The sequence below is a fragment of the Cellulomonas denverensis genome, from assembly GCF_012396125.1.
GTDB lineage: Bacteria > Actinomycetota > Actinomycetes > Actinomycetales > Cellulomonadaceae > Cellulomonas > Cellulomonas denverensis.
The window spans coordinates 530764-545472 of record NZ_JAAXOX010000002.1; the positions used below are offsets into that span (position 1 = coordinate 530764).

The window sequence follows — 14709 nt, forward strand, 5'->3', positions numbered from 1 at the left end:
ATTGATCGTCTGTAAACCGTACTGTTCGGAAGCGGCGACCGGGCGACTGAGGAACACCGTGCTCGCGATGGCGATTATGGCGATCAGGGCAATACTGAGCGCGATTCTCCGGCGGCCCCAGTGGACCGGGCCGGACAGGCGGATGCCGGGCATGCTTCCCCCACAGGACGACGACTGCTCACGCACGACGGTGGTCGCACATCAGCCACGATGACGGCGGAAGCGTAGCTCACCCGCAGGTCAGGGCCGCACGACGTCATCGGGGCCGGCGCTGCGCGTTCTGGCACCCCACCCCCTAGTGGGGTCGGTCACAGCACCCTGTCAGACCGGTCACAGCACTCAGTCAACGCCCCGTGAGGGCTTTTCTTCGCCTCGGCCACCACTCAGGTCCGAATCGCGCTACCAATTTCCCGTCCGTCGCGGCACGTTTGCGCCTAGCCTGCCGGGCTCGGGCGTTCTGCCCGCACCGACCGACACACAGGGGAACTCCTATGGCCAACATGAATGTCAGCTACGACGAGATCGAGAGCGCCGCGAACCAGCTCATCACCGGCAAGGGCCAGTTGGAGGACCAGCTCATGCAGCTGCGGACCTTCATCTCGACCCTGGTCTCCTCCGGCTTCGTCACCGACCAGGCCTCGGGGGCCTTCAACGAGACCTACGGGAACTTCGACACGGCGGCGAAGTCCACCATCTCGAACCTGGACATCCTCGCCCAGAACCTGCGGCAGACCGCGCAGATCCTCAAGGACACCGACACCCAGATCGCGTCCCAGCTGCGCAGCTGACCCGTCCGACCGCCCGCCGCCGACCCGGCGGGCCCTCGCGACCGTCGTCCCGCCCCCACGGGTGGGGCGACGGTCGTGCGCGTCCCGGCAACCAGCAGCCCCGGTGAGGAGCCATGCGCACTCGAGTCGTCCTGCGTCGCCCCCGAGCGGCCACCCCGGTCACCATCACCACCGAGGCCACCGCCACGGTCGGTGATCTCGCCGACGCCCTGGTGCGGGCCGATCCGGCCTCCGCCGTGCCCGGCGAGCCGGAACTCAGCATCCACCGGCCCGACGATGTCGACTTCCGGCGGATCCGCCGCGACACCAGTCTCAGCGAGGCCGGATTCCGCGCCGGCTCGACCATCGCCGTCACCCCGCGGGACGCCTCCGAGATCACCTCGGGATCGGCGGCGGTGGCCCGGCTGGTCGTGGTGGCCGGCCCGGACTCCGGGCAGGAGATCGAACTCGGGGCCGGTGTCGCCACCATCGGCCGCGGCCCGGACTGCGACCTGCGCCTGACCGACAGCCAGGTCTCCCGCCTGCACGCCCGGCTCCTGGTCGGCGACCAGATCGAGGTCGTCGATGCCGGATCCGCCAACGGCGTTCTGATCGGTGACGGCCCGGTCAGCCGCAGTGTCGTGCGCCCCGACGACATCCTGGTCCTCGGCAACACCCAACTCCAGGTGCTGGTGATCGACCCGGACGCCACCGACCACACCACCGGCGCCACCGGAGCGGTGGTGGCGTACAACCGGTCGCCCCGGCTGGTGCAGCGCTACCCCGAGCGCACCGTGCCCGCACCCGACGTGCCCACCCCGCCGAACCCGACGAAGTTCCCGATCCTCGCGCTGATCGCCCCGATGGTGATGGGCGCGGCCATGTTCACTTTCACCCGGAACCCGATGTCGCTGATGTTCGTCGCGCTCAGCCCGATGATGATGCTCGGCAACTGGTGGAACTCGCGATCCTCGGGCAAGAAGAAGTTCGGCACCGAGTCGGTCGCCTTCGATGAGGCCCTCGACCTGCTGCGCCGCCAGATCGAGGTCGACCACACCCTCGAACGCGAAGCCCGGCTCGCCGAATCGCCCGCGACCCGGGAGACCGTCGGTGCGGCGCTCGGGCTGGCACCGGTGCTCTGGTCCGCCCGCCCGCGCGAACCCGGGTTCCTGACCCTGCGGCTGGGGACCGGCACCGCCCCCTCGCGGACCGTCATCGAGCCGCCGAACCGCGGCACGTCGGACCCGCAGATGTGGGAACGCCTGCGCCAGACCCTGGCGGAGCTCACCGATGTCCCGGGGGTTCCGCACGTCGCCGACCTCACCGACCTCGGGGTGCTCGGGGTGGCCGGGGAGATCGCCGCCGCCGAGCCGGTCGCCCGGGCACTGCTGGCCCAGATCGCGTGCCTGCATTCCCCCGCCGAGCTGGTGATCGCCGGTGTCGCCTCCCACGCGAGCGCCGCCCGCTGGGACTGGCTGTCCTGGCTGCCGCACGTCGACTCACCGCACTCCCCGCTGGGCGCCCATCTGGCCACCAGCCCCGCGGCCTGTGCCACCGTGATCACCCAGGTCGAGGAGCTGATCGCCCAGCGCACCGGCGGCAACAGCTCGCGCAACGGGCCGCCACTGCCCTGGGTCGTGCTCCTGGTCGAGGACGACGCACCCGCCGAGCGCGGCCGCCTGGTCCGGATCGCCGAGGAAGGCCTGGCGGCCGGGGTGATCGTGATCTGGCGGGCGGACACCCAGCGCCGGTTGCCCGCCTCCTGCCGCGCGGTGCTGATCGCCGACGAGGCCGGCGCCCGCACCGGCCGGACCGAGGACGGCATCTGGTACGACGTCGTCCCCGAGACCCTGGACGAGGTCACCGCGATGACCCTCGGCCGCCACCTGGCCGGGGTCACCGACGCCGGCGCGCTCACCCTGGACGAGTCCGACCTGCCACGGGCCGTGGGCTACCTCGGGGTCGCCGGTGCCGAGATCGCTGCCGACCCCGGCGCCGTGGTCGAGCGCTGGCACGAGACCGGCTCGATCCTCAACCGGCAGGGCGAACCCGTCCGCCGCGGTTCCGACGCGCACCTGCGCGGGGTGATCGGCCAGGGCACCGACGGCGAGTTCGTGCTCGATCTGCGCTCCCAGGGCCCGCACGCCCTGGTCGGTGGCACCACCGGCGCCGGCAAGTCCGAGTTCCTGCAGGCCTGGGTGATGGGCATGGCCGCCGCGCACTCCCCCGACCGCGTGACCTTCCTGTTCGTCGACTACAAGGGCGGCGCCGCCTTCGCCGACTGCGTCAAACTCCCGCACTGCGTCGGCCTGGTCACCGACCTCGCCGGTCACCTGGTCCGCCGCGCGCTGACCTCACTGCGCGCCGAACTGCGCTACCGCGAGCACCTGCTGTCCCAGGCCCAGGCCAAGGACCTGCTCTCCCTGGAGCGCACCGGTGACCCCCGCACGCCACCGGCCCTGGTGATCGTGGTCGACGAGTTCGCCGCCCTGGTCCAGGAGATCCCGGAGTTCGTCGACGGCGTGGTCGACGTCGCCCAGCGCGGCCGCTCGCTCGGCCTGCACCTGGTGCTCGCCACCCAGCGACCGGCCGGCGTGATCAAGGACAACCTGCGCGCCAACACCAACCTGCGGATCGCCCTGCGCATGGCCGACGAATCCGACTCCAGCGACGTCCTCGGCAGCCCGATGGCCGCGCACTTCGACCCGCGCATCCCCGGCCGCGGCGCCGTCCGCACCGGCCCCGGACGGCTCGCCATGTTCCAGACCGGCTACGTCGGCGGCCGCTCCGACAGCGCCCCGCCCCCGGTGTCGATCGGCATCGAGTCCCTCACCTTCGGCCCCGGCGAGGAGTGGACCGTCCCACCCCCGCCCGAAGCACTCATCCCCCGCCCCAAGGACGGCCCCACCGACGCCGCCCGGATCGTCGACACCCTCTGCCGCGCCGCCGAACAGGCCGACATCCCGGTCCCGCGCCGGCCCTGGCTGGACGAACTGCCCGGCATCATCGCCCTCGACCTCGACTCCGGCCACACCGACGACGACCTGCCGTTGGGCATGATCGACGTCCCCGCCGACCAGGCCCAGGTCCCCTTCCGCTACCGGCCCGACGAGGAGGGCGCGTTCGCCGTCTACGGCAACTCCGGCGCGGGTAAGTCCACCGTCCTGCGGTCGGTCGCGGTCTCGGCGGCCACCGCCCGCGGCCGAGTGGAGATCTACGGCCTCGACTTCGCCGGGGGCGGCCTCGCCATGCTCGAGGCGCTGCCCCAGGTCGGGTCGATCATCAGCGGGACGGACACCGAGCGGGTGCTGCGGCTGACCCGCGACCTGGTGGCCACCCTGGAGTCCCGTGCTGAGGCGTTCTCCGCAAGCAGAGCCGCCTCGATCGCGGAGTATCGATCCCTTACTGGTCGGGACGAACCGCGGATCTTCCTACTACTCGACGGGTTTGCGGCGTTCCGGGAGAACTACGAGGGCCAGCTCGGACGCTCCGTCGTCTTTGCGGCCTTTGCCCAACTAATCGCCGAGGGCCGTGCCGTCGGGATCCATGTAGTCGTCTCCGCGGATCGCCCGCAGGCATTTCCGAGTTCTATGTTCAGTGCGATCTCCCGGCGACTCGTGTTGCGACAGTCCGACGAGAACTCATACCTCACTCTCGGCGTAGCGAGAGACATTCTCAATCCCACCACCGAACCGGGGCGTGGTGTCATGTCAGGATCGACGGACGCGATCCAGATTGGCGTCATTGACGCCACCCCCTCTCCGAAAGCCCAAAGTGAGGCGATCGAGGCACTCGCCGAGACCCTGGCCCGTGAAGGCGCCTCGGTGGCTGCGGAGATTCGCCGACTTCCCGACCTGATCGAACTGAATACTCTTCCAACCGACGTTGACGGAGACCCGCTCCTGGGTGTCGCCGACGACGACCTTGAACCGGTCGGATTCCAGCGTTCCGGAGTCATGATCGTGGCGGGACTTTCAGGCACGGGACGGAGCACCGCGTTGATCACTCTCGCGCGTTCTCTGCGGCGGCACCGAGAAGAGGCGCCCTTGTACTATGGCGGGCCCCGGAACTCCGTCGTCGCGGCGACTCAATTGTGGGACCGGTGTGCTATCGGTCCCACCGACATCGCGGAACTTGCGACGTCTCTCTTGCCGGTATTCGAACAGCCAGCAGAGGAGGGCCGGGGCGCGACCTTCCTAATCGAAGGAGTCACGGCCCACATCAACGGCGAGGCAGACTCGGCTCTCATCGCGCTGATCAGGGCCGCCCGATCCAATGGCCACCTAATTATCGCGGAATCTGAGAGTTCAACATGGAACTCGTCATGGACATTGGCGAGCGAAATCAAGAGCGAACGCCGCGGCATCATCCTTCAACCAGAACAGTCGGACGGGGACAGCATCGTTCGCACCCAGTTCCCACGTGTCCGACGGGCCGACAACCCTCCGGGGCGGGGACTGTACGCGGAAGCAGGCCGAACACGCCTGGTCCAACTGCCGATCAGCCAACAACATAGGACGGATACATGAGCGATCTCAGAACGAATGATGCGGCGATCGACAGCGCCGCGACCGCTTTGGGAAATTTCCACAACAGCGTGATCTTCGAGCCGTTCTGGCCATCGCTCGATTCGTGCGGATCGGACCGCGTCAGCGGCGCGTTTCAACAGGCTCTCGCCCTGATGTTCGGGCAAGATCGAACCATGCGACAAAGCTGGGGGAACGTGGGGCAGCAACTCAAGCAATCCGTGCAGAGCTACAACGCCGCAGATCGTAACGTCGCCGCAATGGGAGGATGACACGTGGTCAATCTCGATCCCGCACAGGGGGATACACTCCAAGTCAGGGGCGCCGCGACCCGAATCCGCGGATACTCACAAGGACTGGTCAATGACCGGCGCACCGCGAACAATCAGACCGCCGTGGTGGACAGTGGCTCATGGACAGGGCTGGCCGCCGACTCATTCAGCGCAACGATGAGCGGCCTGTCGACAATGGCCGCAGGAGTGGTCGACGGGTGGGACAGACTCGCCAGTGCATTGGACTCCTACGCGACCCAGCTCGAGAACCTTCAAGAAGAGGCCGACGCGACGCTCGAGCGATACCGGACCTGCGACGAGCGCGTCGCCACCGCCCAGCGAAACCTGACCAGGGCCGAAAGCAGCGGGACCGGTGCAACTGGTCTCACCGGCGAACTGACTTCTGCCCGCCTGGCCCGCGCCCAGGTCGAGACTGAGATGACGGAGATCGAGTCGCGGCGAACCGCACTCGACGATCAGATCGCGACGTTGCTGCTGGAGGCCCCGGGCGGGAGCACATCTCAATGGCGCGCGCTCACGACCAGCGCTGATGGCCGGCGACTGACTGATCAGCAGATCATCGACAATATCCTTGAGATCCTGAACGACGGGACCGTCACCACCGAGGACCTGGACCTGCTGCGACAGTTCCTCCTCCAGTACGGCAGCAATCCCGACATGTGCGACAAGTTCTTCACAGCCCTGGGCGCGGAGGGGTTCGTCGAGCTGCAAGAGGCCGTGTTGGCGGTCACTCCCGTCGACGACGAGGACTTTCAGCGCGCCCGAGACTTGATCAGCGCACTCAACAACGGCCTTGCCCTCGCGAGCCAGCAATGGTCGCCCGCAACCTGCGAGCAGTACGGATCCGACCTGATCGATGCGATCGAGGACGCCGATTCGTCGGCGATGGTCACCGTGCCGGGCGTTTTGGCCACCAGCGGACTGAACCCTTATGTCGGGTTGGGCTCAATGGAACGACTCGAGCACATCCGGACCCACGACCCGGTCCTGTTTGAGAAGATCGGGCTCGAACGCGATCCACTGACCCTGTCCGGTGACGCCGGGCAGGCTGCCTGGATTCTCGGCACCGGTGCCGTTGCAGACCTGGCGACAAGCATCTTCACGAACCTGTCGTTGATTCCGACCGAGGCACTCGCATTCTTTGGCAATCCAGATTCGGCGCAATCCGCCGCGCGCACTGACTATTGGTTCTATGAGCGCGACTGGTCGGTGACAGGGTTTGAAGCCCCAACAGGCCTCCTCAGCAGCATGACCAATTCCCCCGCTCTCCAGGCTGGGCGCTATAGCGCAGACAGCACCAGTTCGTGGGCATCTCTAACCTCGTTCGTCAGTCGCGCACTAGAAGGCCTCGGAGCGAACCCGAGTTACACGATGACCACTACGTCAGCAACTGCCAAGCTCAACATCGTCAACGCTTTGACACCTTACATGGCCGAAATTGCGGCTCAGGCCAATGGGACAACTTCGGAAGTCACTAGATGGATATTCACTGCAGACGGAAAACTCGCGACCATCACGCTCAGCACTAATCAGGGCAATCTTGCGAGGGTCTTGGGTGTCGCATTGACAGACCCTGGCGCGCTGCGCACATACGGCACAGCCCTGAACATCTGGCAGAGTGACGTAATTGCGGCGATTAACGAAGGGAGAATCCCGGTCGATTCACTTTCGGAGGCGCTGTCGATGATAGGATCAGCTCAGGGGTTGGCCAGTGCCTACGGCGCCGAGATTGCTAGTCACGCCAGCGCCGTCAGCGAGGCCCACCGGCAGCAACTCGACCTTGCTTTCGCCCTGCTGTCGCTGGTCCCCTCGGTTGATACCGGGTACAAGATTGCGGATTATGTTTCAGGGGTTGTGTCTGGAAACATGCAGGGCGTACTAGAGTCCCTAGATCCGCAAATCCTTGGCCCGGACCAGGTTCGTCAGCTCAGTACGCATCCCAGAACCACCGCTGGCGCGGCACTCAGGGATAGCCTTGCGACAGCCTTCGACCTGTCGGACGAATTGACTGCGCAGCTGGGGAATAGCCCCGAGTCTGAGGTGTACACGAGTTACGACACGGCGTCTAATGCATTTACTCAATTGGACTCCACGGGCAGCTACTCGATCGTGCCACCTGGGGGCGCATCAGATCCGACCGTCGTTCCCATCCCCCGCGGAGACATGCCATGACCACATGGATCAAGAATCACCGCCCGGCCGCCGTCGCCGCTGCTCTGGTCCTGTTATTGGCTCTCGCGTTCGCGGCGTTGTATTCGAACGCAGACGCAAGTCGCGAGGCCGCATTGGGTATCGATCCGTCTCCCACGCCTATCATCCCGCGGTACCCCGCAGCCCCGCTGGATAGTCTCGCCCCGGCCCTCGATGCGACCAACCCTCTCGAAGACACCGACGCCGTGCGCACCATCCGCGCCACCTATGCCGCCATCGCATGGTCGGGACTCGCCAACAGCGAGGAGTTTGCCCAGTTCTCGCGGTATATCTCGACGGACAATCGACAGTTCACCAGCATGCTTCGAGAGGAGAGATTCTGGTATCTCTCGTTCCAGCTCGGACCCGTGCCATTCACGCCCGTTGACATCCGGAGCTCTGGACAAGGCACACAGATCGTCACCGTGTGCATGACCCGCAGCCCGGTCATCTATCACCCGCGGCAGGACCGTGTCGACGCCTCCGATGATCGAAAAGCGACCAGAGCCGCGTTCGAGGTCTATCCCCTCTCGGACAGAGAGCTCGTGCAGCTATCCAACTACGACGTCCACCCGGGCGATCTCCGCATGCGGATGGCCAGTCAGCAGGCTGCCGATGTCGACTGTTCTGGCGTCGACAACGTCCAGCAGGTCTTCACCAACTGGGAGGATCACGTCGTCACCTGGCGCCCCGACCCCAGTTCTGAGGCCACGAACTAGGCCCGGACTCGACAGCCCCCCGCGGCGCGGTTCAGGCGACGTCCTCGTCCCCCGTCAACACCCCCGCCTCACGCAGCCCCGCCGCCAGCTCCGCCCCGTCCGCCCCGGTCACGAACACCGTCTCCACCCGCTCCAACTCCGCCATCCCCTCCCGCGCGGACGGCAGCGGCACCGGCGTCCCGCTGGCCACCACCTGCTCGACCGGGGTGAGCTCGCGGATGGCAACCGCCTCGACCCGGCCGGGGCGGGCGGCGTCGAAGGCACGGTAGATCTCGGGGTCGTGCTGGCCGTTGTCGCCGATCAGGACCCAGCGCAGGTGGGGGAACTCGTCGGAGAGCCGGATCAGGGTGTCGGCCTTGTGGGCGCGGCCGGAGCGGAACAGGGCGGTTCCGGTGGGGCCGAAGTCGGTGAGCAGGAGCGCGCCGGAGGGCAGGCCGACGCGGGTGAGGAAGCGGCCGAGTGCGCCGGCGGTGTTCCAGGCGCCGTTGGACAGGTAGAAGACCGGGGTGGGGCCGTCGGCGGTGAGTGCGCGGTAGAGGTCGGGCATGCCGGGGACGGGGCTGCGGCCGGATTCGCTGCGGACCAGGAAGTTCCAGGCGGCGATGTGCGGGCGGGGAACCAGGGTGACCAGGACGGTGTCGTCGATGTCGGAGACCAGGGCGCGCCGGGCGGTGGGGTCGACGATGTGGATCGGGGCGGGGATGGCCTGGTCGCCGCCGGGGACGGTGAGCAGGAGGGTCTGCGGGCCGGTGTCGAGGGTGACCGGTATGGTGGTGTCGACGTAGCCGCCGCGGTCGGTGCGGACCAGGTCGAGCAGGGCGCCGTCGGGGCGGCGGATCTCGACCTCGGCGCCGGCGAGTTCGGCGGTGAGCAGGTTGCGCCAGCCGCGGCGGGCGGTGGAGCCGGGGGTGGGCGCGAGGGGGTCGCTGAGCAGAACGCGGGCGCGGATCCGGGCCCACTCGGTCGAGCCGTAGGACGGGTAGGCGACGATTCGGGGGACGAACCCGTGCCGGGCCAGCCGACGGGCGAGGCGGGTGTTGATCCGGTCCTCGGTGCGGGCGGTCCAGGCGGCGAAGCTCATCGGGCCAGTATCACCGCAGGTGGGCGGCGGCCGCCGCTCGAACGGCGGCGCCGACCTGTTCCAGAGCGCGGGTGGCGAGCGACCACTGCTGCCAGTGCAGGGTGACGTCGGTGGGGTGCTGGTCGAGGACGGTGAGACCGTGGATCTCGGTCTCGGGGAGCATGCCCCAGCCCATGCCGAGCCGGACGGCGGTGGCGAAGTCGGCGGAGGCGGGCACGTGGTGCCGGGGTGGGGCGGCGGGGTCGACGCCGTGGTCGCGGAGGAAGGCGTCCTGCAGGTCGTCCTTGCGGTCGAAGACCACGACCGGGGCGCGGCGCAGGGCCTCGGGGGTGGCGCCGTCCGGGAACAGTTCGGGGCGGGCGGTGGCCGGCAGGTAGCGCAGGGAGCCGAGCCGATGGGCGGTGCAGCCCTGGACCGGCCGGCCGCTGGTGGTGATGGCGGCCATCACGGTGCCCTCGCGCAGCAGAGCGACCGAGTGGGCCTCGTCCTCGCGGTGCAGGTCGAAGGCGATGTCGTCTGCGAACGGGGCGAGTGCAGGCAGCACCCAACTGCCGAGGGAGTCGCTGTTGACCGCGATCGGCAGCCGGGTGTGCCGGTCGGTGTGGCCGGTGGCGTCCTGGCGGGCTTGGTCGCCGAGGGCGATCACCTGACGGGCCAGGCGGAGGTAGATCCGGCCGGCCTCGGTGACTCCGGCGGGGCGGGTGCGGCGGACCAGCACCTGGCCGACGGCGGACTCGAGGGCGCGGATCCGCTGCGAGACGGCGGACTGGGTGAGGTGCAGGTGGTCGGCGGCGGCCTCGAAGGAGCCGTGGTCGATCACGGCCAGCAGGGCGCGCAGCTGGGGCAGATCGGCTTCCATCAGAACAGCTTATGCTCGGGCAGCATCAGTCATTGGACTGATATGCGGGACGCACCCTAGCGTCGCGGCCATGACCTCTCTGCTCGCCGGGCTCGCGTTCGGGCTGTCGCTGATCGTGGCCATCGGGGCGCAGAACGCCTTCGTGCTGCGGGTGGGGCTGACGCGGCGGCAGGTGCTGCCGGTGGTGGCGGTGTGCGCGATCAGCGATCTGGCGCTGATCGGGGCGGGGGTGGCCGGGCTCGGCGTGCTGGTGGACCGGCATCCGGCGGTGCTCACGGTGGCTCGGATCGCCGGGGCGGCCTTCCTCACCGGGTACGCGGTGCTGGCGATCCGCCGCGCGGTGCGCCCGGCGGCGCTGAGCGTCGAGGACACCGGCGTGGCGCGGCCGCCGCGGCTGGCCGGCACGGTGGGAACCGCCCTGGCGCTGACCTGGCTGAACCCGCATGTGTACCTGGACACCGTGGTGCTGCTCGGCTCGGTGGCGGCCGGGTACGGTGAGCTGCGCTGGTGGTTCGGGGCGGGGGCGATGTTGGGGTCGCTGCTGTGGTTCACCGCGCTGGGCTACGGGGCGCGGCTGCTGACGCCGCTGTTCGCCCGGCCGCGGGCCTGGCGGGTGCTGGACGGGGTGATCGCCGCGGTGATGCTGGCGATCGCGGCCGGGCTGCTGCTCGGGCTGCGGGGGTGAGGGAGGCCCACTCCACCACGAGGGCGGGCGACGGCCGGTTTCTGCCGGCGCACCAGGGTGAGGAGCTCATCCCCGCCACGGCCGGGCGACGATCGGATCTCCGCCGCCGAACAGCAGGGCCAGCACGATCCCGAAGACGGCCACCGCCATCCCGGCCACCACCGGCCAATCCTCGGACCAGCGGAAACCGGTGTTCGGCCGCGGCGGGGGCGCCGGCTCGATCGGCTCCGTGGGCCGGCTCCCCCACGCCGACCACTCCCCGTCGAACACCTGCCCGAGCCGGCTCGGGCAGCCGGGCCGGCTCGGGCAGCCGGGGCGGCTCGACCTCCCAGCCCACCGGGTAGAACCCCGCGTCGGGTGGGCGGCAGGCGGCCTCCTGGGCGAGCCAGCGGTCGATGCTCACCGGGACATGGTGGCATCGCCGACCGTCCGGCGGGGCGGGTTCGCCCCGCTCAGTCCGTGACCCGGCGGCGCCGCACCACCGCGCTGATCGCGTAGACCACGACGATCACCGCCACCAGCCCGGCGGTCGCGGCAAGCTGGTCGCGGGCGGTGGAGTCGGCGATCATCAGCCCGACGAGTCCGGCCAGCCCGGCCAGGGTGGCCCAGGTCAGCCAGGGGTAGCCCCACATCCGCAGCGTCATCGGCTCGCCGCGTTCGGCCGCCTCGCGTTCCAGCACCGGTCGCAGCTTGAGTTGGGCGACGGCGATCAGCACCCAGATCACCAGCAGCGCGGAACCGACCGCGTTCAGCAGCAGACCGAGCAGGTCATCCGGCAGCAGCCAGTTCAGCGCGACGGCGATCACCGCGAAGAACACCGACACCAGCACCGACACCCAGGGCACCTCGCGTCGGGACACCCGGCGCAACACGGTGGGTCCGTCGCCGCGGCCGGCCAGCGAGTAGGCCATCCGGGAGGTGCCGTAGACGTTGGCGTTGAAGGCGGACAGCAGCGCGATCACCACCACCACCTCCATCAGCTGGGCGGCGCCGGGCAGCCCGGCCAGCTCCAGGACCGCCACGAACGGTCCGGTGAGCAGCGCGGGGGCGTCCCAGGGCAGCACCAGCACCATGATCGCGACCGAGCCCACGTAGAACAGCAGGATCCGCCAGACGATGGTCCGGGTGGCCCGGGCCACGGCGCGCTGCGGTTCGCGGGCCTCCGCGGCGGCGATGGTGACGATCTCGATCCCACCGAAGGCGAAGACCACCACCAGCAGCCCGGCGGCCACGCCACCGATCCCGGCCGGGGCGAAGCCGCCGTCGCCGAGCAGGTGGCTGGTGCCCACCGGATCGGTGCCGGGCAACAGGCCGAACACCAGCAGCACCCCGACGATCAGGAAGCCCACGATGGCGGCGACCTTGATGAAGGCGAACCAGAACTCGAGTTCGCCGAACTGCCGCACCCCGGACAGGTTGATCACGGCGAACAGGGTGACGAAGACCGCGGCGACCACCCACTGCGGCAGGCCGGGCAGCCAGCCGGTGACGATCTGGGCGACGCCGGTGATCTCCGCGCCGAGCACCATGATCAGGGTGAACCAGTACAGCCAGCCCAGGGTGAACCCGGCCCAGCGGCCGAGCGCCTTCTCGGCGTAGACCGAGAACGACCCGCTGGCCGGGAGCGCGGAGGCCATCTCGGCCAGCATCCGCATGATCAGGATCACCAGCAGCCCGGCGATCGCGTAGGAGACCAGCACCGCGGGCCCGGCGGTGGCGATACCGGCGCCGCTGCCCAGGAACAGGCCGGCGCCGATGGCCGAGCCGAGCCCCATCATCGTGAGGTGGCGGGTCTGGAGTCCGGCGCGCAGGTGGTCGGCGGACGGGGTGGAGTCGCTGGTCATCGGGGTCCCGGGTCGGCTGAGCGGAGCGGGGACACCGTACCCGGATCAGTCGCGGGGTCCGCGCACCTTCCGCCACCACCGGGCGCCGCCGTCGTCCGGATCGGGGGTGGCCGGGCCCTCGCCACGTTCGGCGAGCTGGGCCTCCACCGTGGCCGTGACGTGGGCGGTCAGGGTGGCGCGGGCCCGCCGCCGCTCGGCGCGCAGCACCGCCATGTGTTCCAGGTGCAGCGCCTTGGACGTGGCGAAGACCATCCCGATCATCACCACCGAGAACGGCAGGGCGATCAGGATCGCGGCGGTCTGCAACGCGGTCAGTCCCCCGGCGAGCATCAGCGCGATCGCCAGCACCCCGACCAGCGCCGCCCAGACCACCCCCAGCCGGGTGCCGGGGTTCGGGTTGCCGCCGGCCGACAGCATCGCGACCACCAGCGCGCCGGAGTCGGCGGAGGTGACGAAGAACAGGGCGATCAGGATGATCGCGCCGATGGTGAGCGCCGCACCGCCGGGCAGACCGGCGAGCAGGTCGAACAGCGCGTTCTCCGGCACCACCTCGCCGTCCGGGCCGATCAGGCCGCCGCCGCCGAACAGCTCCTGGAACAGCGCCGAACCGCCGAGCACGGAGAACCACAGGAAGGTGACCAGGGTCGGCACCAGCAGCACGCCGCCGACGAACTCCCGGACGGTGCGCCCGCGGGAGATCCGGGCGATGAACACCCCGACGAAGGGTGCCCAGCTGATCCACCAGCCCCAGTAGAACGTGGTCCAGGCCGCCTGCCACGCCTCGCCCTCGGCCCCGGTGTAGGCGCTGACGTTGAAGGTCAGGGACAGGAAGCTGGACAGGTAGTTGCCCAGCGACTGGACGAACTCGCGCAGCAGGAACAGGGTCGGGCCGAGCACCATCACCAGCAGCATCAGCACCCCGGCCAGGCTGACGTTGATGTTCGACAGCCACTTCAGGCCCTTGTCCAGCCCGGAGACCACCGACAGGGTGGCGGCCGCGGTGACCACGATGATCAGGACGATCTCCAGGCCGGTGCTGGCGGACTCGACCACCCCGGCATGTTCCAGCCCGGCGGCGATCTGCATCACGCCGAGGCCGAGGGAGGTCGCCACCCCGAACACGGTGCCGACCACGGCGGTCACGTCGACCACGTCGCCCAGCCGGCCGCGGACCCGGTCGCCGAGCAGGGGTTCGAGCGCCCACCGGATCGAGACCGGACGGCCCTTGCGGTGGATGGTGTAGGCCAGGCCGAGACCGACGACCACGTAGATCGCCCAGGCGTGCACCCCCCAGTGCAGGTAGGTCTGGGACATCGCCGCCTGGGCGAGCTGCGCCGGGGAGCCCTCGACCCCGGGCTTGGGGTCGGCGTAGTGGCTGAGCGGTTCGGCCACGCCCCAGAACACCAGGCCGATGCCCATGCCCGCGGCGAACAGCATGGAGAACCAGGTGCCCAGCTTGTACCGGGGCTCGTCGTCGTCCTGGCCGAGGGTGATGTCGCCCCAGCGCCCGATGCCCACCCAGAGCGAAAAGGCGACGAAGCCGGCAACCAGCAGCACGTAGTACCAGCCGAAGCCGCTGACCACGTTGGACTGGACCGCGCCGATGAACCGCTCGGCGGGCCCGGGGAAGGCGATGGTGAGGCCCGCCACCACCGCGACGATGGCGGCGGAGGGCCAGAAGACAGCGGGGGCGATCCCCCACCGGCCGGCCGGGAACGGGCGGGACGACGGCATCGGGACCTCGG

At 69.4% G+C, this 14709-nt stretch carries 11 protein-coding genes; 6 read left to right on the forward strand and 5 right to left on the reverse strand.

All coding sequences use genetic code 11. The annotated features are described in order from the left end of the window. The first annotated feature begins 491 nt into the window (after positions 1–491). The 5 genes from HGA03_RS06445 to HGA03_RS06465 all read left to right on the forward strand — a co-directional run bounded on the left by HGA03_RS06445 (position 492) and on the right by HGA03_RS06465 (position 8495). On the forward strand, positions 492–788 hold the full coding sequence (locus HGA03_RS06445; RefSeq protein ID WP_168629401.1) for a WXG100 family type VII secretion target: 297 nt from the start codon (positions 492–494) through the stop codon (positions 786–788). A 113-nt stretch (positions 789–901) separates the two neighbouring features. Further along, the gene (locus tag HGA03_RS06450) at positions 902–5296 is read left to right on the forward strand and encodes a type VII secretion EssC family protein (protein ID WP_168629402.1); all 4395 of its coding nucleotides are present in this window, start codon (positions 902–904) and stop codon (positions 5294–5296) included. Next, complete coding sequence (locus tag HGA03_RS06455) at positions 5293–5565, forward strand: hypothetical protein (RefSeq protein WP_168629403.1); 273 nt, start codon at positions 5293–5295, stop codon at positions 5563–5565. The genes HGA03_RS06450 and HGA03_RS06455 overlap by 4 nt, the downstream gene beginning before the upstream one ends. 3 nt (positions 5566–5568) lie before the next feature. Beyond that, a complete protein-coding gene (locus tag HGA03_RS06460; protein ID WP_168629404.1) occupies positions 5569–7758 on the forward strand; it encodes a WXG100 family type VII secretion target in 2190 nt (729 codons plus the stop codon). Further along, on the forward strand, positions 7755–8495 hold the full coding sequence (locus tag HGA03_RS06465; RefSeq protein WP_168629405.1) for a hypothetical protein: 741 nt from the start codon (positions 7755–7757) through the stop codon (positions 8493–8495). Before HGA03_RS06460 ends, HGA03_RS06465 begins: the two co-directional genes overlap by 4 nt. Before the next feature lie 31 nt (positions 8496–8526). Here the strand turns inward: HGA03_RS06465 and HGA03_RS06470 are convergent, their stop codons facing one another. After that, positions 8527–9576 carry an App1 family protein phosphatidate phosphatase gene (locus HGA03_RS06470; RefSeq protein WP_168629406.1) on the reverse strand — a complete coding sequence of 350 codons (1050 nt, stop codon included), beginning with the start codon at positions 9574–9576 and terminating at the stop codon, positions 8527–8529. A gap of 10 nt (positions 9577–9586) precedes the next feature. Beyond that, positions 9587–10435 carry a LysR family transcriptional regulator ArgP gene (locus HGA03_RS06475; protein WP_203767498.1) on the reverse strand — a complete coding sequence of 283 codons (849 nt, stop codon included), beginning with the start codon at positions 10433–10435 and terminating at the stop codon, positions 9587–9589. Between the two features lie 70 nt (positions 10436–10505). Here HGA03_RS06475 and HGA03_RS06480 point away from each other — a divergent pair, with 70 nt between their 5' ends. Then, entirely contained in the window at positions 10506–11120 is a 615-nt protein-coding gene (locus HGA03_RS06480) for a LysE/ArgO family amino acid transporter (protein ID WP_168629407.1), read from the forward strand. Between the two features lie 66 nt (positions 11121–11186). Here the strand turns inward: HGA03_RS06480 and HGA03_RS06485 are convergent, their stop codons facing one another. The 3 genes from HGA03_RS06485 to HGA03_RS06495 all read right to left on the reverse strand — a co-directional run bounded on the left by HGA03_RS06485 (position 11187) and on the right by HGA03_RS06495 (position 14698). After that, on the reverse strand, positions 11187–11390 hold the full coding sequence (locus HGA03_RS06485; protein WP_168629408.1) for a hypothetical protein: 204 nt from the start codon (positions 11388–11390) through the stop codon (positions 11187–11189). Between the two features lie 182 nt (positions 11391–11572). Then, positions 11573–12964, reverse strand: a complete 1392-nt coding sequence (locus HGA03_RS06490; protein ID WP_168629409.1) for an amino acid permease — start codon at positions 12962–12964, stop codon at positions 11573–11575. A gap of 45 nt (positions 12965–13009) precedes the next feature. Then, a complete protein-coding gene (locus HGA03_RS06495) occupies positions 13010–14698 on the reverse strand; it encodes a BCCT family transporter (protein WP_168629410.1) in 1689 nt (562 codons plus the stop codon). Positions 14699–14709 lie beyond the last annotated feature (11 nt).